This window comes from uncultured Maricaulis sp. (assembly GCF_963976135.1).
Taxonomy (GTDB): Bacteria; Pseudomonadota; Alphaproteobacteria; order Caulobacterales; family Maricaulaceae; genus Maricaulis.
Window position 1 is genome coordinate 1 of record NZ_CAXBKN010000021.1, and the last position, 20,720, is coordinate 20,720.

Here is a 20,720-nt window from a genome sequence, read left to right on the forward strand (position 1 = left end):
GCCGTCACGCCCGGTGCGATCAGCCAGCAGATCCGCCTGCTGGAAGAGCATGTCGGCACGCCGCTCTTCACGCGCCAGGGCCGCGGCCTCGCCCTGACCGAGGCCGGCCGCGCTGCCGCCATCACCGCCAGCGATGCCTTCGAACTGCTCGAGCGCGCCGTCTCGCTGATGCGGCGGCCGGCGCTGAAACGCAGCCTCACGGTCTCGGTCTCGCCCTCCTTCGCCGGCAAATGGCTCGCCCCGCGCCTGCACCGTTTCCAGGACGCGCATCCGGGCATTGAGGTGTGGATTTCCGCCGCCAGCGAACGCGTCGATCTCGCCGCCGGCGCCGCCGATCTGGCGATTCGCTATGGCCCGGGCGGCGATATGACGCTGAATGAGGAACGCCTGCTGAGCGAGGAAGTCCTGCCCGTCTGCTCGCCCGATCTGCTGCATGACGGCAAACCCCTGGTGCGCCCGCGCGATCTCGCCGCCCACACCCTGCTGCACGATGCCTCGCCGGAAAGCGATGTCGATGGCGCCGACTGGGCCTCCTGGCTCAAGGCGCGCCGCGTGCGCGGCATCGATGTCTCCGGCGGCGTGCGCTTCAACCAGTCAGCCCTGGTGATCGACAGCGCCGTGGCCGGCCGCGGCGTCGCCCTCGCCAAACGCACCCTGGTCCAGAACGACCTCGCCGCCGGGCGGCTGGTCGCGCTCTTCGCCGACGGAGCCTCGCCGGTGCGCTCGGCCTATCATGTCGTCACCGCGAAGAACCGGCCGCTCAGCGCGGATGCGCAGAGTTTTATTGCCTGGCTGAAGGCCGAGGCGCGGCATCATGAGAGTTCGGTGGATGAGTTGTGAGGGGGCTGCCAGGTTTTCAAAACCCACAAAACCCTCTTCCCCCGGCCTTGTGCCGGGGCCTGCCGGAGGGGAATCCAGCCAGGCTCCCAACGCGTGGCAGGCCCCGGAATTCGCTGCGCTCCTCCGGGGGAAGATGAGGTATGGTGGGGCGGTAGGGGGCATGCTTCAATCCGGTCGCCCGGTCGCGGGGCAGACCTCCCTCCAGCGCCAACCACAGACAGGAAACCCCATGATCGGCTATGTCACGCTCGGCACCAATCGCTTCGAGGAAGCGGCGGCCTTCTATGATGCCCTGCTGGCCGAGCTCGGTGCCGCGCGCACGATGCAGGGCGAGAGCTTCATCGCCTGGGCGGGTGGCGACGCGCCGGGGATTTCGATCATCCGGCCCGAGGACGGCCAGCCGGCCACAGTCGGCAATGGCTCGATGATCGGTCTGGTGCTGGACAGTGCGCAGGCCGTCGATGCACTGCACGCCCGCGCGCTGGCGCTGGGGGCGGCCGATGCCGGCGCGCCGGGCCGCCGCAGCGCGCACTTCTATGCGGCGTATTTCCGCGACCTCGATGGGCACAAATATCTGATTTACTGCACGAGGTGAGGGGGCTCCGGACAGGGTCCGGGTCAGCCCGGCACTTCCACTGTCCGGCCGATCCCTGATAACCAGTCAGCGACACCCACCCCGAGCGCAATGCGGCATCCCCATGGACATAGACCACGACAATGCCGAAAGCTTCGCCACGCCTGCCGAATTCTGCGGCTGGCTGGAGGCCAATCATGCCAGCTCCACCCAGTTATGGCTGAAGATCTTCAAGCGCTCCTCGGGCATTCCCTCGCTGACATGGGAAGAGGCGGTGATCGAGGCGATTGCCTGGGGCTGGATTGACGGGCTGAAAAAGTCGCATGGCGCCACGGCCTATTTTCAGCGCTTCACGCCGCGCACCAAACGCTCCGGCTGGTCGAAGAAGAATTGCGGCCACGCCGAAACCCTGATCGCGACGGGCCGAATGCAAGCGCCCGGTCTGGCCGCGGTCGAGGCGGCACGGTCGGATGGCCGCTGGGACGTGGCTTATGCCGGCTCGGCGGAGATGGAGATTCCGGCGGAATTCCTTGAGGCCCTGGCCGGCAATGAGGCGGCGGCGGTCTTCTTCAAAACCCTCAACAAGGCCAATCTGTTCGCGATCTACCATCGCGTCCACACGGCCCGGACATCGCAGACGCGGCAAAACCGGATCGCGGCAATCATCGACAGGCTGGCGCGCGGCGAAGCCTTCCACTGACCCTGTCGGGGCGGGGAAGAATGCGTCGGGCCGGGCGTCAGCCCGCCCCGCTCACTTCCCCCGGCACTGATCCACGAAATAGCGAAACAGCGATCTTGCGGTGCGGTCATGCAGCAACAGTTCGGGGTGATATTGCACGCCCATGCGCAGGGCGGGATCGCTGGCCTCGATCGCCTGGATGCCGTCGCTGGCGCGTTCATGGGCGACGACGGTGAAGCCCGGCGCCGGGGTGCGCACGGCCTGGCGGTGCAGGCTGTTGACCTCGAGTTCGGTGCAGCCGGTCGCCGCTTCCAGATGCGAGCCCGGTTTGATCCGGATCGGCTTGCGAAAGATCATGTATTCGATCGCGGTGGTCGGCCATGAGGCGATGATGTCAGGGTCGAGCGTCTGGTGCAGATCGCCGCCGGCATGAACATTGAGCATTTGCAGGCCGCGGCAAATCCCAAAGGCGGGGATGCGCGCATGGTCGGCCCAGTCCATCCAGGAGAATTCCAGATGGTCGCGGTCATGATCGAACTCGGATTCAAAGCTCTCATCGCCGGCATAGCGGGTCGGGTGGATATCGAGCCCGCCGCTCAGCAACAGGCCGTCGGGGCGCTCGCCATGCCAGTCCTCAAACGGCGCCGTGATCCGGGTCGAGCGGCCGCCGCCGAGAAAGATCGCCAGCCGCAACAGCCAGGCGACACCGTGATCGCCGCGCGTGGCGGCGGTGAAGCCGATCAGCGGTTTTCGCGATCTCGCAGGACCGTCAGGCATTATTTGACCTCGGCCGGCAGGCGGCCATGGCGCAGCAGATGCGAGATGATGAAGAGCGTGCCCAGCGCGACACTGCCGGCCTCGTCGGCGCGGATATCGGTCTGGGCGTGCTTGCCACGCTCGCCGCGTTCGAGGGCGGCATGGATATCATCCTTCAGGGTCTCGAAATCGGTCATATTGGCCCAGAGATGAGCGATGCGCGCGTGCAGCTTGGTGTCGGACCGCGTCATGCGGTGCCAGCTCTCCTCGATCTGGGCGAAATACTCGGCATCGTCCAGGCTGGTCCCGGTGAGGCCGGCCAGCCAGACGAGCGGGAGTTTGGAGCGATAGCCGATTTGCGGCTTGCCGGGCTCGGGCAGGGGCTCGCCCAGCGTCTGCAGGGCGAGCAGGAGCGGATAGTCGATCCCGGAATGCACGGAGTGGGTGATGCCGGCCCAAAGCCGCGGATTGATCTCGATCAGTTCGGGGGCGTGATCGGCCGCGCCGGTCCAGCGGAAATCAGCCTGCAAAGTGCCGGTCCAGCCGGAGGCCTCGACGAGGCGCTGCATGGCGGGCTCGAACGGGGTGGCCAGCACGGTTTCGCGCAGGGCGCCGGCGCCATTATGCGGCGGGTATTGTTCCAGATTGCGATAGGCGGAAAGGGCGAAGACATGCTTGCCATCGGCCATCGCCGTGACGCAGTAATCCTCGCCGGGCACGAGCGCCTGCAGCAATTGCGTGCCCTTGCGATGGGTCAGCTCGTGGTCCAGCGCCTTGGCGGTTTCCACCATCAACACGCCGCGCCCGCCATTGCCCTGTGCCGGTTTGATGATTAGCGGCGGGCTGTTGCGGAAATCGCCCTCGCCCGGCTGGAGCGGCGCCTCGAACACGTCGGTCACCGGGGCCGGCACGTCCCAGCTCTCCAGCGAATGCGCCAGCCGGTCCTTGGGATCGACCTGGTCAATCGCCTCCGCCGGTGAGGCCGCGATGACGACACCGTCGGCAAAGCGGTCGCGGTGTTTGGCCAGCAGCGAGGCGTCCTCGAACACCGGCATGATCAGGACCGGGCCCTCATCAAGGAATTCCCGGCTCAACTCCACGAGCGCCTCGACATAGGCCTCCGGGGTCTCGCCGGGATCGGGCACGCGCCGGTTGTCGTCGCACAGTCTGGAAAAGCCCAGCACCGTCCATTCGACACTGTCGACACCGATCAGCCTGCCGGCGATGGGCCGCAGGGACTGGCCAACGGTCAGGGCCATCAGGGAGCGGGCATAGGTGATGATGATGGTCGGCTTTGACATGTCGGGCCCCTGTGTGTCCGGGTGACGTGGAAAACTAGCATGGATTCGGCGGGCGAAACGAGTGACGCCGCTGACCATCCCGGCCTTGTGCGACGGGCCGCCCGGTTTTCAATTCGATGCGAACGCGTCGCAGCCGCATACATACTGCGCTTGGCAGGGCCGATTTAGGGCGAAACTGCTTGACCCCAATGGCTAAGACAATGTGAGAATGCCTCCCAATAAGGGGCGGGTGCCAGACATCGGGCCTCAGTCATGAACGGGGCGCTGCCCCGGGGGGAAGCTCGCAATGAAGCCGACCAATACCGGCGATCCCGACTATTTCCACAAGGTTGTTGATTGTCAGTGGGCCTGTCCGGCCCATACCCCGGTCCCGGAATATATCCGGCTGATCGCCCAGGGGGAGTTCACCGAGGCCTATATGGTCAATCGGCGCTCCAATGTGTTTCCCGGCATTCTCGGCCGCGTCTGCGACAGACCGTGCGAGCCAGCCTGCCGCCGCGGGCGCGTCGAGGAAGAACCGGTCGCGATCTGCCGCCTCAAGCGCGTCGCCGCCGATCATCGCGGCGAGGTCGCCGACCTGGTGCCGCAGAAGCCAGCGAATACGAACGGCAAGAAGATCGCGCTGATCGGGGCGGGTCCCGCCTCGCTGACCGTTGCCAATGATCTGGCGCCGCTGGGTTATGACTGCACGATATTCGAAGCCATGCACCGCCCCGGCGGGCTGATGATCTCCAACATTCCCTCCTTCCGCCTGCCGGAAGAAGTGCTCGATGAAGAGATCGGCTATATCCTCAATATGGGCGTCGATCTGAAGCTCAATCACCGTATCGAGAGCATGCGCGCCATGCTGGCCGGCGGTTATGACGCCATCTTCATCGGCTCCGGCGCCCCCAAGGGCAAGGATCTGCAGATCGAGGGCCGCGACGAGGCCGACGCCAATATCCATATCGGTATCGACTGGCTGGAAAGCGTCGCTTTCGAGCATATCGAGAAGATCGGCAAAAAGGTGTTGATCATTGGCGTCGGCAATACGGCGATGGATTGCTGCCGCTCCTCGCTGCGGCTCGGGGCCGACGACGTCAAGGTGATGGCGCGCAAGCCGCGCGAATTCTTCAAGGCCTCGCCCTGGGAGCTGGAAGACGCCGAGGACGAGAATGTCGAAATCCTCGTCAATCATTCGCCCAAGCGCTTCGTGACCGAGAATGGCAAGCTTGTCGGCATGGAATTCGAGCTGATGGAGTATGATCTCGATCAGCGCGGCAATATCACCGCGACGCGCAATACCGGTACCACCATCATCCCCTGCGATGATGTCATCCTGGCGATCGGCCAGGAAAACGCCTTCCCCTGGATCGAGCGCGATATCGGGCTGGAATTCGACAAATGGGGCGTGCCCATTGTCGACACGACAACGTATCAGTCGACCATTCCCGGCGTGTTTTTCGGCGGCGACAGCGCCTTCGGTCCCAAGAATATCATCTGGGCCGTCGAGCATGGCCACCAGGCGGCGATCTCGATCCACAAGCATTGCGAGAAAACCGATCTGGCGGCGCGCATGCCGCGCGGCGTCAATCTCAACAGCGCCAAGATGGGCGTCAATGAGTGGATGTATTCCAATGATTACGAGCGCGGCCATCGCGGTGTGATGCCGCTGGTCGAGCTCAAGGCCCGGCTGGGCAATCGCAAGATCGAAGTGGAGATGGGCTATACCGCCGAGCAGATCCACACCGAGGTGCAGCGCTGTCTCAATTGCGATGTCCAGACCGTGTTCGATCCGCCCCTGTGCAAGGAATGCGATGCCTGTATCGATATCTGCCCGGTCGATTGCCTCTCCATCGTCGAGAATGGCGATGAGGGCGAGCTGCGCACCCGGCTCAAGGCCCCGGCGGACAATCTCGACCAGGCGCTCTATGTCTCGGCGCCGCTGAAGGATACCGGCCGCGTCATGGTCAAGGACGAGGATCTCTGCCTGCATTGCGGCCTGTGCGCCGAGCGCTGCCCGACGGCCGCCTGGGACATGCAGGATGGCGATATTCTCATCCCTCATGTCGATGACGAAGCGCGCCGGGTGGCGGCAGAATGAAGGACATTGTGGACACCATGGCGGATCTCCGCATCAATGATTTTGTCATCAAGATCGGCAATGTGAACGGCACCGGCTCGGCCAGCGCCAACGGTCTTCTGATGAAGGCGATCTTCCGCATGGGCGTGCCCGTGGTCGGCAAGAATCTCTTTCCGTCGAACATCCAGGGCCTGCCGACCTGGTTCGAGATCCGCGTCACGAAAGACGCCTATATGGCGCGCTCCGGCGCCGCCGATCTCGTCGTCGCGATGAATGCCGAAACCTACAAGCGCGATCTCGCGGAAGTCTCGCCGGGCGGCTATCTCCTGTATGACGATACCTGGCCGCGCCCCGAGCTGCATGCCCGCACCGATATCACCGCCATCGGCGTGCCGCTGGCGCGTCTGTGCAATGCCAAATTCGACAATGCGCGCACCCGCGTGCTGATGAAGAATATGGCCTATGTCGGCGCCGTCGCCGGCCTGACCGGGATTGATGTCAACATCATCAAGGCCATGGTCGAGGAAATGTTCGGCTCCAAGCCCAAGCTGATCGACGCCAATATGACGGCGATCAATCTTGGCCTGGATTATGTCCGGCAGACCTATGCCGAGCCGCTGCCACTGCGCGTGCAGGCGATGGATGCGACCAAGGGCAATGTCCTGATCGACGGCAATACGGCTGCCGCGCTGGGCTGTGTCTATGCCGGCGCCACCTTCGGCGCCTGGTATCCGATCACGCCCTCGACCTCGCTGATGGACGGGTTCAAATCCTTCTGCGAGAAATTCCGCACCGATGCGGAGACCGGCGAGAAGAATTTCTGCATCATCCAGGCCGAGGACGAGCTCGCCTCGATCGGCATGGCCGTCGGGGCCGGCTGGAATGGCGCCCGCGCCTTCACCCCGACCTCGGGGCCGGGCATCTCGCTGATGAGCGAGTTTATCGGCTTTGCCTATTATTCCGAAGTGCCGGTGGTGTTGTTCAACGTCCAGCGCGCCGGGCCGTCCACCGGCCTGCCGACGCGCACCCAGCAATGCGATCTGACCCTGTGCGCCTATGCCAGCCATGGCGATACCAAGCATATCATGCTCTTCCCGGCCAATCCGGCCGAATGCTTCGAGATGGCGGTGCAGTCCTTCGACCTTGCCGAGCGCTATCAGACGCCGGTCTTCTTCATGACCGATCTCGATATCGGGATGAATGACTGGATGATCCCCGAGCTGGAATGGGATGACAGCTATCAGCCCGATCGCGGCAAGATCCTCTCGGCTGAAGAGCTCGAGGCCTTGCCGAAATATTATCGCTATGAAGACCGCGATGGCGACAATATCGCCTATCGTACCGTGCCCGGCGTGCATCCCAAGGGCGCCTATTTCACGCGCGGTTCGGGCCATAACTGGAAGGGCGGCTATACCGAGGACGCGGCCGAATACAAGGAAGTGCTCGACCGGCTGACCCGCAAATGGGAGGACTCGGCCGACGCCGTGCCCGGCCCGGTCATCATCGAGGCGAGCAAGCCGACCCGCCGCGCTATCATCTCGCTCGGCGGCTGCGACGGTGCCGTACGCGAGGCGCTCGACCGGCTCGCCGAACGCGGCATCGAACTCAATTATCTGCGTGTGCGCGGCTTCCCCTTCTCCGCCGAGGTCGAGGCCTTCATGGACAGCCATGACGAGATCTATGTCGTCGAGCAGAACCGCGACGCCCAGCTGCGCGGCCTGTTGATCAATGAGACCTCGGTCGACAAGACCAAGCTCATTCCCGTGCTCGATTATGCCGGCATGGCCGCCAACCCCGCTTTCATCATCGAGGGCGTCACCGCACACCTCGTGGCCGAGGAGGCCTGACATGACCTCAATGTCCAAACCGCTGATCGACAAGCATTTGCCGCGCAACAAGCTCGGCCTGACGGTGCGCGATTATGAAGGCTCGATGTCGACCCTGTGCGCCGGCTGTGGCCATGACTCGGTCACCGCCGCCCTGGTCCAGGCATTCTGGCAGCTCGACCTGCCGCCGCACAGCGCCGCCAAGGTCTCCGGTATTGGCTGTTCGTCCAAGACCACGGCCTATTTCATGGGCCAGTCCCACGGCATCAATTGCGTCCATGGCCGCATGCCCTCGGTCGCGACCGGCGCCAATGCCGTCAATGGCGATCTCCACTATATCGGCATCTCCGGCGATGGAGACAGTCTCTCGATCGGTTTCGGCCAGTTCGCCCACGCAATCCGCCGCAATCTCAACATGCTCTATGTGCTGGAGAATAATGGCGTCTATGGCCTCACCAAAGGTCAGTTCTCGGCCTCGGCCGATATCGGCACCAAGTCCAAGAAGGGCATTGCCAACGAGCAATCGCCGATCGATCCCTGCGTCCAGGCCCTCACGCTCGGCGCCGGCTTCGTCGCGCGCGCCTTCTCCGGCGACAAGTCCCAGCTGGTGCCGCTGATCCAGGCCGGCCTGATGCACAAGGGCTTCGCCCTGATCGACGTCATCTCGCCCTGCGTCACCTTCAACGACCATGCCGGCTCGACCAAGAGCTATGCCCACACCTTCAAATACTACCACCCGCTGGTCCACACCGATTTCGTCGCCGAAGCCGAGGAAATCACCGCCGACACCAGCCAGGGCGGCGCCATCACCGTCACCATGCATGATGGCGGCATCCTCAAACTGCGCAAGACCGCCGACGATTACGACCCGCGCGACCGCGCCCAGGCCATCGAGACGCTATTGCTCGGCGACCGCAGCGGCGAGATCCGCACCGGCCTGCTCTATGTGAGTGAGGATCTGCCGGATATGCACGCTGCCAACCATTTGCCGAAGACACCGCTGAATGCGGTTCCGTATGAGGCGTTGACGCCGGGCAAGGCGGCGCTGGCGAAATTGCAGGGTCGGTGGCGGTAGGGGGGTCAGACGCTCGCGATTGCGCTCAAGGCAGTCAAAGACCCGCAAATTAGAAGCCCGAAGCCTATAAAACCAAACGCGAAAGATGACCAAGACATGAAGTCGCCGGCTCGAGCAACGAACCGCTGCCAACGAGTACGTCTTGTGTGGCTGTAGTCCCACATTGCGATGGAGAGAGATGAAAACCCCGCGACACCGATGACCGATATTGCGGCGGCGATCAGTTGGACCATAGACAGCCTCAGCTGTACGATGTCGATCGCCGCACGGAGCGCCGCGCTCCCCTCAGTACCGGCGAGCGCCTCGCCGTAAATTCCAATGATCGTGGCGAGCGCACCGCCCGAATAGAGCATGGCGCTTGTGACGAAGAGTCCCGCGAACTGCAGACGTTGGGAATTGTAAAACGCCTCAGTTTCGACGGTGTATTCTTGGGTGCTTCCCGGAGATGTGTCGGTGTCAATGATCCGTTCGTTCATGCCTCATTCCTTCGTATTGGGTGCCATGGCTTTGTGTGGGTGGATAGCGATGACTGGCCAGAAGGGGGCACTGACGTGTTCTAGAGACCTTGTGCCTATTCTCGCCAACACCATCCCATAAATCCCTTGCCAGCCAGTGGGCCACCGGTGTTCAGCGTCGTCAAGGCCGCCTTTGGCGCCGCTTTGCGCGCATGCGCCTTGACGGCGCTCAACCCCGGTGGCGAGATCCCGGCATGAGGTTTATGGCGGCGCCTGGCGCGCGCTGGGGCATCCGTTTTCACCCATAACCACAAATATTTGTCATCCCTGACGGATGCCCGGACGCGATAGCGATCCGGGCGCAGATCAGGGACCCAGACGCCCGACAGATGGCCTTTGCCGCGTCCGTCCGGCCTCACTCGACTGACCGTGGTGCGTCTGGGTCCCGGATCTGCGCCCCGCCTGCGCGGGGCATCCGTCCGGGATGACAAAATTTGAGTTGTTTGGCGTTGTGGTGGCCGCGTTGCCACTCACTTATCCCCCACCGCCGACAATTATCCCACGTCATCCTGACGTAAGTCAGGACCTCGACGTGACAGGGTCGGAGCCCGCAATATCGAGGTCCTGACTTGCGTCAGGATGACGAATTTAGCCGATGTTATCCCCGCCCCCTCCACCTGCGCCTATGCTCACAGCGTTCCGGTCGCACGGGAGGCGTGAGCTCAGTCATTCGCGGCGGCCGGGAGCGTGGAGCTCGTCCGGGCAGAGGGGTGACATCCCGAGCTCTGGTGAGGCCATGACCGGGGAAGGGCAGCATGAATGCTCGACTGTTCGTCCACGGTCATTTCGAGGCAGGGCCCGCGAGGGACCTGAGTAAATCTCCACGTGCGGGACGTTTCGAATGTCTCACTTACTTATTGCGCTAACCGGCATTCGCCGCGTCCCGCACCCTCCCATCCCGGGAGGCCCACTCAAACCTCCAGCGGCCAGCCGCGTGGGGATTTTCGTGCGGGTGCTGCCTGCTCCAGGCTCAAAAACAAACTTCCCCCGGAACAGGTCCGGAGGAAGTCAGCAGATGCAGAGATGAAGCGCAGCCATCGGGGCGGAAGCGCATCGCCTCCGCCCCGTCTTGCCGGGCAATCAGCCCTTGGGCACGTCGGTCAGGCGCAGATAGGAGCGCACTTCTTTCCAGCCCTGCGGGAAGAGGTCCTTGGCGGCCTCGTTGGAGATCGAGGGCGGGATGATGACCTGGTCGCCCGGGGTCCAGTCGGCGGGCGTGGCGATCTTGTATTTATCGCCGGTCTGCAGCGCGTCGATGACGCGCAGGATTTCATCGAAATTGCGGCCGACACTCATCGGATAGGTCATCGTCAGGCGGATTTTCTTGGCCGGGTCGATGATGAAGACCGAGCGCACGGCAGCCGTGGTGCTCTCGCCGGGATGGATCATGTCATAGGTCTGGGCGACCTTGTGACCGGCATCGGCGACGATCGGGAATTGCAGATCGGTGTTCTGGGTGTCGTTGACGTCGTCAATCCATTTGACGTGTTCGGCGACGGTGTCGGTCGACAGGCCGAGCGGCTTGGTATTGCGCTTGGCGAATTCGGCGGCGAGCTGGGAGGTGCGGCCCATTTCCGTGGTGCAGACCGGGGTGAAATCGGCCGGATGGCTGAAGAAGAAAACCCAGCTATCGCCGGCCCAGTCATGCAGGCTGATCTCGCCCTTGGTGGTCGCAATGGTAAAATCGGGGGCGGTATCGCCAATCCTGAGTGACATGTCAGTCTCCTGTGCGGGCGCCAATGGCTTGGCGGCGGTTGAATATCCCGGCGCAGCGCCTCGTGCCGCTGGCCATAATGTCTAGATAGGGTTGGGGGGCGGACTTATCAAATTGATTGTGCCCGCCGCGCCGGCAATCGCCCGTTTTTGTGCCGATCAGGCCGGCTCCGGCCAGGCCAGTTCCTGCGCCAGCAGATCGAACACCAGCCGGATCCGGCGGCTGGTATGCAGTTCGCGGTGGGTGACCAGCCAGACCGGGACGGGGATGGGCCGCAGGCCGGGCAGGGCGCGTTCGAGTTCGGGATAGAGGCGGGCCATGTCCTCGGTCAGCATCCCGATACCGAGCCCCTGGCGGATCAATTCCACCAGCACACTGCCACTGCCCGTATTGAGTTTGAAATTGCGCAGGGTGAGCGAGAGACCGAGCTCATTGAGATAGGGCAGGAAGCGCTCATTCTGGTCAAAGCCGATGAAATCATAGCGCGTCAGCTCACCGGCGGATTTCGGGCGGCCATGCCGGTCGAGGAATGCGGTGCTGGCGTAGAAATAGGCCCGGGTCTCGCGCAGGAGTTTGCCGATCAGTTCGGGCTGTTCGGGGCGGGCATGACGGATCGAGATATCGGCCTCGCGGCGGGTCAGGTCACGCACTTCATTGGAGGCGATGATCTCCAGCTCGATCTCCGGTGCGATCTGGCGCAGCTTGGCCAGGATGGGGGGCAGGTATTGCGTCGCCATATTATTGGTCGCGGTCAGGGTGACCCGGCCGGCAATCGTCAGCGATTGGCCTGACGCGGTCAGCGAGATCTGCGTCGCGGCCTCGGCCATGGCCCGCACGGGCTCCAGCAGGGCGCGGCCCGGCTCGGTCAGCGCCATGGTGCGATGGCCGCGCTCGAACAGGGTGATGCCGAGCGCGTCCTCGAGGGCGGAAATCTGGCGGCTCAGGGTCGGCTGGGTCTGGCCCAGTGCGCGGGCGGCAGCGGAAAACGAGCCCTCCTCGACGGTGGCAAGAAAGGCGCGGATCTGATTCCAGTCAAAGGCGATAGCGGGCCAGTTCATCCATTTGCGTATACCAGAACCGCATGATTGGGCAATATACCTTCTGTTTGTGTATGGATAAACCTGTGGATCACGAGATCAGCCACCGCGTCCCGGCGGCGCAGGAGAGGATGTTCGATGCCCAGTGATTCAAGCAAGCCCGATGATTCAAGCAAGCCGGACAAGGACCAACGCTTCTGGGACCGTCTGGCGCAGAAATATGCCAATGATCCGATCAGCGATGAGGCCGCCTATCAGACAAAGCTCGAGATCACGCGCCAGCATTTCACTGAGCAATCGGATGTGCTCGAATTTGGCTGCGGCACGGGCATGACGGCGGTCAGCCATGCACCGTATGTCAAACATATCCACGCCACCGACCTGTCCGGCGAAATGCTCGAGATTGCCCGTGGCCGTGCCGTTGAGGCCGGGGTGGAGAATATCAGTTTTGAACGCGTCGGCTTCGAGGATATCGATGCCGCGCCGGGCCGTTTCGACGTTGTGCTCGGACTGAGCATTCTGCATTTGCTGGCGGACCGGGACGCCGCGATCGCCCGCGTCCATACCCTGCTCAAGCCCGGCGGCGTGTTCGTCTCCTCGACGGCCTGCCTGGGTGAGAAAATGTGGTTTTTCAGCCTGATCGCACCGATCGGACGCGCCCTCGGCCTGTTCCCGATGCTGCGGGTTTTCACGGCGGTCCAGCTGGCGGAGAGCCTGCGTCAGGCCGGGTTTGAACTCGAGCATCAATGGCGCCCGGACAAGGCGGTCGCGGTCTTCATTGTCGCCCGCAAGCCGGCCAACTGATCGCGCACGGTATCGACCGGTGCAAGCGCGCGCCGAACATCCTATATGCAGGGGTCTTATTGATGCGCCCCCGCTACGAGACCGGAGATCCCCTTGGCCGAGACCCCGCAAACCGCCGAACATCGCGCCGATACTGACCGGGGCTCCAGCTTCGCCTCCGAGCTTGAACGCGATGCCGCCCATCGCGAAAAAGCCCGCAGCGCCCGGCCGCTGCGCCGGCTCCTGCCCTATGTGCTCGCCTATCCCGGTCTGCTGGCGGCCTTCACCCTGTTCCTCGTCCTCGCCTCGAGCCTGACGCTGATCCTGCCCGGCGCCTTTCGCATGGTGGTCGATTGCGGCTTTGGCGGCGCCTCGGATTCGGCCCTGTGCAGCGCCTTCTCCATCGGCGATGGCCTGTCGGCCTATTTCCTCGCCGGGATCGGTGTTGCTGCCTTGCTCGGCCTGGCCAGCGCAATGCGTTTCTATTTCATCAGCCGGCTCGGTGAGCGCGTTGTCGCCGATCTGCGCCGCAATGTCTTCGATCACCTGCTTTCGCTCAGCCCGACCTTCTATGCCAGCACCCGCACCGGCGAAGTCCTCTCGCGGCTGACCACCGACACGACGCTGATCCAGACCGTGGTCGGCTCCTCCGTCTCTGTCGCCCTGCGCACTGTGGCGACCACGACCGGGGCGCTGATCCTGATGGTCGTCGTCAACTGGCAGCTCGCCCTGATGGTGCTGGCGCTCGGCCCGGTGATTCTCGGGCCGATCATGCTGTTCGGCCGCCGGGTGCAACGCCTGTCGCGCTCCAGTCAGGATAATCTCGCCGACGCCTCGGCCCGCGCCAGCGAGAGCCTGCAGGCGATCGAGACGGTCCAGGCCTTCACCCGCGAACCCGAGGAAAGGTCGCGTTTTGCCGATGCGGTCGAGACCACGTTCAAGGTTTCGCTCGCCCGTATCGAGGTGCGGGCCTGGATGACGGCGATCATCTTCACGGTAATCCTGTCGGGCCTGATCGCGGTCTTGTGGTTCGGCGCGGTCCAGGTCCAGGCCGGCAGCATCACGCCCGGCGCGATGACGCAATTCGTCATGTATGCCTTCGTCGCCGTCTCCGGTGTCGGCATGTTGACCGAGACCTATACCGAAGTGATGCGCGCCGCCGGTGCCACCGAGCGCCTGATGGAATTGCTCGCCGCCAAACCCGATATCGATGTGCCCGAAACGCCCGAGCATCTCGCCAAGCCGGTGCGCGGCGAGATCGCTTTCGAGGATGTCTCCTTCGCCTATCCGACGCGCCCCGACGCGCTGGCGCTGGAGGGGATCAGCCTGAAGGTCGAGCCGGGCCAGACCGTGGCCCTGGTGGGTCCGTCCGGTGCCGGCAAGAGCACCATGTTCCAGCTTTTGCTGCGGCTCTATGATCCGGCTTCGGGCCGTCTCACCGTCGACGGCGTCGATATCAGCCGGCTCGACCCGACCGAGCTGCGCAATGCCCTCTCCATCGTGCAGCAGAATGCGCCGCTGTTTGGCGGCAGCGTTGCCGACAATATCCGCTTCGGGCGTTCCGGTGCCTCGCTGGAAGAGGTGATCGACGCGGCCAAGGCGGCCAATGCCGATGAATTCATCATGGCCCTGCCGGACGGCTACCAGACCCAGCTTGGCGAGAATGCCCGCACGCTTTCGGGCGGCCAGCGCCAGCGCCTGGCGATTGCCCGCGCCATTCTGCGCGATGCCCCTGTCCTGCTGCTCGACGAGGCCACCAGTGCGCTCGATTCCGAAAGCGAGGCGGTGATCCAGACCGCGTTCGAGACCCTGTCGCGCAACCGCACCACACTGGTCATCGCCCACCGTCTGGCGACCGTGCGCAAGGCCGATTTCATCGTCGTGCTTGAGGGCGGCCGTATTGTGGACCAGGGCACGCATACCGAATTGCTCGCCCGCGGCGGGCTGTATGCCCGCTATATCGAGCTGCAATTCACCGTGCCGGATGCGGATGAGGTCAGCGCCTCCGCCTAGAACAGGCCGACCACATTGCCCGCATCATCCAGTCCGATATTCTCGGCCGAGGGTATCCGCGGCAGGCCGGGCATGGTCATGATCTGACCGCAGATGACGACGATGAAACCGGCGCCGGCAGCGAGGCGGACCTCGCGGATTTCCAGCATATGCCCATCGGGCGCACCGCGCCGTTCCGGATCAGTGGTGAAGCTGTACTGCGTCTTGGCCATGCAGACCGGCAAATCCCCGAAACCGGCCGCCTCCCAGGCACCGAGCTGGTCGCGCACAGCCTTGTCCGCGGTGACGCCGTCGGCGCGATAGATCTCGCGGGCGACGGTCTCGATCTTTTCGAACAGCGGCCGCGCATCGGGATAGAGCGGCTTGAAATCGGCGATCCCGCCCTCGACGAGTTCGACCACTTTCGCGGCCAGGTCCCCGGCGCCGGCGCCGCCATCAGCCCAGTGGCGGCAAACCACAGCCTTGCGGCCGAGCCGGGCGACATAGGCCTTGACGGTTTCGATCTCGGCCGGGGTGTCGGCGGTGAAATGATTGATCGCCACGACAGCCGGCACGCCGAACTTGGCGAGGTTTTCCAGATGCCGGCCGAGATTGGCGCAGCCCTCGCGGACGGCCTCGACATTCTCCGCGCCGAGATCGGCTTTCGCGACGCCGCCATTCATCTTCAGCGCCCGGATGGTGGCGACGAGCACGACGGCGGCCGGTTTGAGTCCGGCCTTTCGGCACTTGATGTCGAAGAATTTCTCGGCTCCCAGATCGGCACCGAACCCGGCTTCGGTGACGACATAGTCCGCCAGCTTGAGCGCCGATTTCGTCGCGATCACGGAGTTGCAGCCATGGGCGATATTGGCGAAGGGACCGCCATGGATAAAGGCGGGATTATTCTCCAGCGTCTGGACGAGATTGGGCTGCATCGCGGTCTTCAGCAGCACGGTCATCGCACCGTCCGCCTTGATATCGCGGCAGGTGATGGCGGTCTTGTCGCGGCGATAGGCGACAATGATCTCGCCGAGCCGGCGTTGCAGGTCGGCCAGATCTGTGGCCAGGCACAGAATGGCCATCACTTCCGACGCGACGGTGATGTCGAAACCGCTCTCGCCGGGAAAGCCATTGGCAACGCCGCCGAGCGAGGTGGTGATCTGGCGCAGGGCGCGGTCATTCATGTCCACCACGCGGCGCCAGACGATACGGCGCTGGTCAATCTCCAGCGCATTGCCCCAATAGATGTGATTGTCGATCATCGCCGAGAGCAGATTATGCGCCGAGGTGATGGCGTGGAAATCGCCGGTGAAATGGAGGTTGATGTCCTCCATCGGCACGACCTGGGCATGGCCGCCGCCGGCCGCGCCGCCCTTCATCCCGAAACACGGACCCAGTGAGGGTTCGCGAATACAGATCGCGGCCTTCTTGCCGATCCGGTTGAGGGCATCGCCGAGGCCGACCGTGGTCGTGGTCTTGCCCTCGCCGGCCGGGGTCGGATTGATCGCCGTGACCAGGATGAGATGCCCGTCCGGCTTGTTCTCCAGACTGGCGAGGAAGGGCGCCGTCAGCTTGGCCTTGTCGGTGCCATACTGGGCAATGGCATCGGCGGGGATGTCGAGCCGGGCAGCGACCTCGGTGATCGGCAAGAGGGTTGCGGCGCGGGCGAGTTCAATATCGGTGGTCATCAGGGCAATCCGATCCGGTCTGGTGTCAGCTGAGGGCGATGAGCCGCTTGATCGCGGCAGCAATGGTCGGGCTGAGCCCGGCATCGGGGGTTTGCGAGAGAGCGATCAGGCGATCACGCATGCCCGGATCCCAGAATTTCCGGATATGCACGGCCACCCCCTCGATCGCCTCGGCCTCGGTATAGGGCGCGTAGAAATCGGCGATCTGATGGGCCATCCGGATGAGATTGGCATCATTCATCGGCACACTCCGGGCTGAAGAAGACAATGGCACCGTCCGGGCCGGCCGATGCAATCGGCAGGGCGAGCTGGGCGGCGAGGTCGAGGGCGAGGCCGGTCGGGGCCGACTGGGCCGCGAGCAGGGCCGCACGCATTCGGGCCGCCTTGAAGACAAGTTCGAAACTGCAGCGGCTGCTCATCACGACGAAGCCGGAATCGTCTGGTTCACCGCGGCGCAGACGGGCACCGGCCAGCTTGTCGAGGGCGTTATGGCGGCCAACATCCTCACGCACGAGGATGATCTCGCCATCCAGGCGGCACCAGGCGGCAGCGTGAACACTGCGGGTTTCGCGGTTGAGATGCTGGTGATCGGGCAGGGCGCCGAGTGCGGCGCGTATGGCCTCGGTTTCGACGGTCGGGCCCGGCAGCAGCGCGGGCGGCGGCGCGTGCAGATCGGCGAGCTGTTCGACACCGCACAGGCCGCAACCGGTGCGGCCATCCAGCGCGCGGCGATGTATCCGGTCACCGCGCAGCCTATCGGGAGCGATGCGGATATCAGCGGTGAGGCCTTCCGGCCATTGCCGGATTTCCACGGCTTTGATATCGCGCCCGCTCGCCACGGCACCCTCGGTCAGGGCCAGTCCGATGGCGAGATCCTCGATATCGGCCGGGCTCGCCATCATCACGGCCCAGGCGCTGCCGTTGAAACCGATCTCGATCGGAACTTCCTCGGCAATGCCCCAATCGCGCGGCCCGTCGGCCCGGGAATAGACAGTCGCGCGCCGGCTGACAGGAGTGGGGGAGCTCACCACGCGGCAGACCTATTCCGCAGCCGGCATTATGCGCACGGCCTGATCTGCGCGGCGCTCGCGCTCCGCCTGCCAATCTGACGGCATGTTGGACGGTGAGACCTGCACCGCCGTCACCTTGTATTCCGGGCAGCTGGTGGCCCAGTCGGAGAGCTCTGTGGTGACGACATTGGCCCCGGTCTCCGGGTGATGGAAAGTGGTGTAGACGATGCCCGGCGGCACCCGGTCGGTGATCGTCGCGCGCACGGTCACAGCACCCTTGCGGCTTGAGAGTGAGACCATGTCGCCATCCCGGACGCCGCGCATTTCCGCGTCAGCCGGGTGGATTTCCAGCAGGTCCTCGTCATGCCAGCGGGAATTGGCGGTGCGCCGTGTCTGGGCGCCGACATTATACTGGCTGAGGATACGGCCCGTCGTCAGCAATAGCGGGAAATGCCGGTTGGAGCGTTCCTCGGTCGGCACATACTGGGTCATCATGAAATGGCCCTTGCCGCGCACGAAGCCGCCGACATGCATCACCGGCGTGCCGTCCGGCGCCGCCTCATTGCACGGCCACTGGATCGAAGGGCCATTGTCGAGCCGCTCGAAGCTGACGCCGGCGAAGGTGGGGGTCAGGGCCGCGATCTCGTCCATGATCTGGGCGGCATTGTCGTAATGCATTTCAAAGCCCATCGCGGTGGAGAGCCGGCAGACGGTCTCCCATTCCGACAGGCCCTGTTTCTCCGGCATGGCCGGGCGGACGCGATTGATGCGGCGCTCGGCATTGATGAAGGTGCCGTCCTTTTCGAGGAAGGAGGTGCCGGGCAGGAAGACATGGGCGAAGGCTGCCGTCTCGTTGACGAAGAGGTCCTGCACGATGACACAATCCATCGCCCTGAGCGCGGCGAGCACATGATGACTGTCCGGATCGGACTGGGCGATATCCTCGCCCTGGACATAGAGGCCGCGGAATGTGCCATCGAGGGCGGCGGAGAACATGTTGGGTATGCGCAGGCCGGGCTCGGCCAGCAGCTCAAGCCCCCAGGCCTGTTCGAAGGTGCCGCGGACTGCGTCGTCGGAGACATGGCGATAGCCGGGGAATTCGTGCGGGAAAGAGCCCATATCGCAGGAGCCCTGGACGTTATTCTGGCCGCGCAGAGGATTGATTCCGACACCCTCGCGCCCGAGATTGCCGGTCGCCATTGCCAGATTGGCCATGCCGATCACCATCGAGGAACCCTGCGAGTGTTCGGTGACGCCGAGGCCATAATAGATCGCGCTATTGCCGCCCGTGGCATAAAGCCGGGCGGCCTCGCGCAGCTCCTGCGCTGGCACGCCGCTGACGGCTTCCACAGCTTCGGGAGAATTGCTGGCATCGCGGATGAAATCGGCCCAGCGCTTGAAACTCTCATCCTCGCAGCGTTCGGCGACAAAGGCCTTATCGACCAGGCCCTCGGTGACGATGACATGGGCGAGGGCATTGATGACGGCGACATTGGTGCCGGGGCGCAGCTGCAGGTGATGCGCGGCAGTGACATGCGGTGTGCGCACCAGATCAATACGGCGCGGATCGATCACGATCAGTTTCGCACCGGCGCGCAGGCGTCTTTTCATGCGTGAGGCAAACACCGGATGCGCATCGGTCGGATTGGCGCCGATCACCAGGATGACATCGGCCTGCTCGACCGATTTGAAGTCTTGAGTACCTGCGGACGTGCCCAGCGTGACGCTCAACCCGTAGCCGGTCGGCGAATGGCAGACCCTCGCGCAGGTATCGACATTATTATTGCCGAAGGCGGCGCGGACCATTTTCTGGACGACATAGACCTCTTCATTGGTGCAGCGCGAGGAGGTGATGCCGCCGATCGCACCGGTGCCGTGCTCGGCCTGGATGCGGCGCAGGCGGGTGGCGGCGAAGTCGATCGCCTCGTCCCAGCTGCATTCGCGCCAGGGGTCGGTGATATTCTCGCGCACCATCGGCGAGAGCACGCGCTCCTGGTGCGTGGCATAGCCCCAGGCGAAGCGTCCCTTGACGCAGGAATGGCCTTCATTGGCGCCGCCCTCGCGGTCGGGTGTCATGCGCACGACCTCATCGCCTTGCAGCTCGGCGATGAAGGAACAGCCGACGCCGCAATAGGCGCATGTCGTCTTCACCTCGCGCCGCGGCTGGCCGTGCTCAACGACGGTCTTCTCCATCAGTGTCGCGGTCGGGCAGGCCTGAACACAGGCACCGCAGGAGACGCATTCGCTGTCGAAGAAGCTCTCGCCGAGACTGGCGGTGACCTTGGAATTGAAGCCGCGGCCCTCGATCGTCAGGGCCAGCGTGCCCTGGACTTCATCGCACGCCCTGACACAGCGCGAACAGACAATGCATTTCGATCCATCAAACTGGAAATAGGGATTGGAGGCGTCGACGCCTGCCTCGAGATGATTCTCGCCATCAAAGCCGTAGCGAACCTCGCGCAGACCGACTTCGCCGGCCGTGTCCTGCAGCTCGCAATCGCCATTGGCAGAACAGGTCAGGCAATCGAGCGGATGGTCGGAGATATAGAGTTCCATCATGCCGCGGCGCAGGGCTTCCAGACGCGGCGACTGGGTGGTGACTTTCAGGCCCTCGGCGACCGGCGTGGTGCACGACGCCGGCGTGCCCTTGCGGCCCTCGATCTCCACCAGACACATGCGGCAGGAGCCGAAGGGCTGCAGACTGTCTGTGGCGCAAAGCTTGGGAATACGCGCCTCGGTCAGCGCGGCGGCGCGCATGATTGAGGTGCCAGCAGGAACCTGCACGCGCTTGCCGTCGATCTCGAGGCTGATGCTCGGCTCGCCGGTTTTGGCGGGAGTTCCGAAATCTGTCGCTTTGCGGCTTCCCAT

At 64.0% G+C, this 20,720-nt stretch carries 17 protein-coding genes; 8 read left to right on the forward strand and 9 right to left on the reverse strand.

Going from position 1 to position 20,720, the window contains the following annotated elements:
* The 3 genes from AAC023_RS04520 to AAC023_RS04530 form a co-directional block, all read left to right on the forward strand.
* A partial coding sequence (locus AAC023_RS04520; protein WP_339738568.1) for a LysR substrate-binding domain-containing protein occupies positions 1-840 on the forward strand: 840 nt, incomplete at its 5' end.
* Between the two features lie 229 nt (positions 841-1,069).
* Positions 1,070-1,435 carry a VOC family protein gene (locus tag AAC023_RS04525; protein ID WP_339738570.1) on the forward strand — a complete coding sequence of 122 codons (366 nt, stop codon included), beginning with the start codon at positions 1,070-1,072 and terminating at the stop codon, positions 1,433-1,435.
* A gap of 103 nt (positions 1,436-1,538) precedes the next feature.
* Positions 1,539-2,114, forward strand: coding sequence for a YdeI/OmpD-associated family protein (locus tag AAC023_RS04530; RefSeq protein ID WP_339738572.1), 576 nt, complete (start codon positions 1,539-1,541; stop codon positions 2,112-2,114).
* A gap of 51 nt (positions 2,115-2,165) precedes the next feature.
* Here AAC023_RS04530 and AAC023_RS04535 read toward each other — a convergent pair whose 3' ends face one another.
* A complete protein-coding gene (locus AAC023_RS04535; protein WP_339738574.1) occupies positions 2,166-2,870 on the reverse strand; it encodes a gamma-glutamyl-gamma-aminobutyrate hydrolase family protein in 705 nt (234 codons plus the stop codon).
* Entirely contained in the window at positions 2,870-4,150 is a 1,281-nt protein-coding gene (locus tag AAC023_RS04540; protein WP_339738576.1) for an ATP-grasp domain-containing protein, read from the reverse strand. Before AAC023_RS04540 ends, AAC023_RS04535 begins: the two co-directional genes overlap by 1 nt.
* Positions 4,151-4,436: 286 nt before the next feature.
* On the opposite strand from AAC023_RS04540, the gene AAC023_RS04545 reads away from it, so the two are divergent.
* Genes AAC023_RS04545 through AAC023_RS04555 form a run of 3 tightly spaced genes read left to right on the forward strand, consistent with a single transcriptional unit; the run spans position 4,437 to position 9,113 of the window.
* Positions 4,437-6,233 carry an FAD-dependent oxidoreductase gene (locus AAC023_RS04545; RefSeq protein WP_339738578.1) on the forward strand — a complete coding sequence of 599 codons (1,797 nt, stop codon included), beginning with the start codon at positions 4,437-4,439 and terminating at the stop codon, positions 6,231-6,233.
* On the forward strand, positions 6,230-8,059 hold the full coding sequence (locus tag AAC023_RS04550; RefSeq protein WP_339738580.1) for a 2-oxoacid:acceptor oxidoreductase subunit alpha: 1,830 nt from the start codon (positions 6,230-6,232) through the stop codon (positions 8,057-8,059). The genes AAC023_RS04545 and AAC023_RS04550 overlap by 4 nt, the downstream gene beginning before the upstream one ends.
* A gap of 1 nt (position 8,060) precedes the next feature.
* On the forward strand, positions 8,061-9,113 hold the full coding sequence (locus AAC023_RS04555) for a 2-oxoacid:ferredoxin oxidoreductase subunit beta (protein WP_339738582.1): 1,053 nt from the start codon (positions 8,061-8,063) through the stop codon (positions 9,111-9,113).
* A gap of 5 nt (positions 9,114-9,118) precedes the next feature.
* Here AAC023_RS04555 and AAC023_RS04560 read toward each other — a convergent pair whose 3' ends face one another.
* The 3 genes from AAC023_RS04560 to AAC023_RS04570 form a co-directional block, all read right to left on the reverse strand.
* Positions 9,119-9,589 carry a hypothetical protein gene (locus AAC023_RS04560; protein WP_339738584.1) on the reverse strand — a complete coding sequence of 157 codons (471 nt, stop codon included), beginning with the start codon at positions 9,587-9,589 and terminating at the stop codon, positions 9,119-9,121.
* A 1,119-nt stretch (positions 9,590-10,708) separates the two neighbouring features.
* The gene (locus AAC023_RS04565) at positions 10,709-11,344 is read right to left on the reverse strand and encodes a peroxiredoxin (RefSeq protein WP_339738586.1); all 636 of its coding nucleotides are present in this window, start codon (positions 11,342-11,344) and stop codon (positions 10,709-10,711) included.
* Between the two features lie 156 nt (positions 11,345-11,500).
* On the reverse strand, positions 11,501-12,400 hold the full coding sequence (locus AAC023_RS04570) for a LysR family transcriptional regulator (protein ID WP_339738588.1): 900 nt from the start codon (positions 12,398-12,400) through the stop codon (positions 11,501-11,503).
* Between the two features lie 117 nt (positions 12,401-12,517).
* On the opposite strand from AAC023_RS04570, the gene AAC023_RS04575 reads away from it, so the two are divergent.
* Positions 12,518-13,183 carry a class I SAM-dependent methyltransferase gene (locus AAC023_RS04575; protein ID WP_339738590.1) on the forward strand — a complete coding sequence of 222 codons (666 nt, stop codon included), beginning with the start codon at positions 12,518-12,520 and terminating at the stop codon, positions 13,181-13,183.
* A 93-nt stretch (positions 13,184-13,276) separates the two neighbouring features.
* A complete protein-coding gene (locus tag AAC023_RS04580; protein WP_339738592.1) occupies positions 13,277-15,175 on the forward strand; it encodes an ABC transporter transmembrane domain-containing protein in 1,899 nt (632 codons plus the stop codon).
* Here the strand turns inward: AAC023_RS04580 and AAC023_RS04585 are convergent.
* Genes AAC023_RS04585 through fdhF form a run of 4 tightly spaced genes read right to left on the reverse strand, consistent with a single transcriptional unit; the run spans position 15,172 to position 20,720 of the window.
* Complete coding sequence (locus tag AAC023_RS04585; RefSeq protein WP_339738594.1) at positions 15,172-16,842, reverse strand: formate--tetrahydrofolate ligase; 1,671 nt, start codon at positions 16,840-16,842, stop codon at positions 15,172-15,174. The two genes, AAC023_RS04580 and AAC023_RS04585, sit on opposite strands and share 4 nt — an antisense overlap.
* Positions 16,843-16,867: 25 nt before the next feature.
* Positions 16,868-17,083, reverse strand: a complete 216-nt coding sequence (locus AAC023_RS04590; protein ID WP_339738596.1) for a formate dehydrogenase subunit delta — start codon at positions 17,081-17,083, stop codon at positions 16,868-16,870.
* Positions 17,076-17,870, reverse strand: a complete 795-nt coding sequence (gene fdhD / locus AAC023_RS04595) for a formate dehydrogenase accessory sulfurtransferase FdhD (RefSeq protein ID WP_339738598.1) — start codon at positions 17,868-17,870, stop codon at positions 17,076-17,078. The genes AAC023_RS04590 and fdhD overlap by 8 nt, the downstream gene beginning before the upstream one ends.
* Positions 17,871-17,882: 12 nt before the next feature.
* Positions 17,883-20,720: a formate dehydrogenase subunit alpha gene (gene fdhF, locus AAC023_RS04600; protein WP_339738600.1), complete on the reverse strand. Its 2,838-nt coding sequence runs from the start codon at positions 20,718-20,720 to the stop codon at positions 17,883-17,885.

What these genes read in the sequence shown, in the direction of transcription:
- AAC023_RS04525 (WP_339738570.1), top strand. Translation starts at nt 1,070, where the DNA reads ATGATCGGCTATGTCACGCTCGGCACCAATCGCTTCGAGGAAGCGGCG.
- AAC023_RS04565 (WP_339738586.1), bottom strand. Translation starts at nt 11,344, where the DNA reads ATGTCACTCAGGATTGGCGATACCGCCCCCGATTTTACCATTGCGACC.
- AAC023_RS04555 (WP_339738582.1), top strand. Translation starts at nt 8,061, where the DNA reads ATGACCTCAATGTCCAAACCGCTGATCGACAAGCATTTGCCGCGCAAC.
- AAC023_RS04530 (WP_339738572.1), top strand. Translation starts at nt 1,539, where the DNA reads ATGGACATAGACCACGACAATGCCGAAAGCTTCGCCACGCCTGCCGAA.
- AAC023_RS04585 (WP_339738594.1), bottom strand. Translation starts at nt 16,842, where the DNA reads ATGACCACCGATATTGAACTCGCCCGCGCCGCAACCCTCTTGCCGATC.
- AAC023_RS04590 (WP_339738596.1), bottom strand. Translation starts at nt 17,083, where the DNA reads ATGAATGATGCCAATCTCATCCGGATGGCCCATCAGATCGCCGATTTC.
- AAC023_RS04540 (WP_339738576.1), bottom strand. Translation starts at nt 4,150, where the DNA reads ATGTCAAAGCCGACCATCATCATCACCTATGCCCGCTCCCTGATGGCC.
- AAC023_RS04560 (WP_339738584.1), bottom strand. Translation starts at nt 9,589, where the DNA reads ATGAACGAACGGATCATTGACACCGACACATCTCCGGGAAGCACCCAA.
- AAC023_RS04535 (WP_339738574.1), bottom strand. Translation starts at nt 2,870, where the DNA reads ATGCCTGACGGTCCTGCGAGATCGCGAAAACCGCTGATCGGCTTCACC.
- AAC023_RS04575 (WP_339738590.1), top strand. Translation starts at nt 12,518, where the DNA reads ATGCCCAGTGATTCAAGCAAGCCCGATGATTCAAGCAAGCCGGACAAG.
- fdhF (WP_339738600.1), bottom strand. Translation starts at nt 20,720, where the DNA reads ATGGGAAGCCGCAAAGCGACAGATTTCGGAACTCCCGCCAAAACCGGC.
- AAC023_RS04550 (WP_339738580.1), top strand. Translation starts at nt 6,230, where the DNA reads ATGAAGGACATTGTGGACACCATGGCGGATCTCCGCATCAATGATTTT.
- AAC023_RS04545 (WP_339738578.1), top strand. Translation starts at nt 4,437, where the DNA reads ATGAAGCCGACCAATACCGGCGATCCCGACTATTTCCACAAGGTTGTT.
- AAC023_RS04570 (WP_339738588.1), bottom strand. Translation starts at nt 12,400, where the DNA reads ATGAACTGGCCCGCTATCGCCTTTGACTGGAATCAGATCCGCGCCTTT.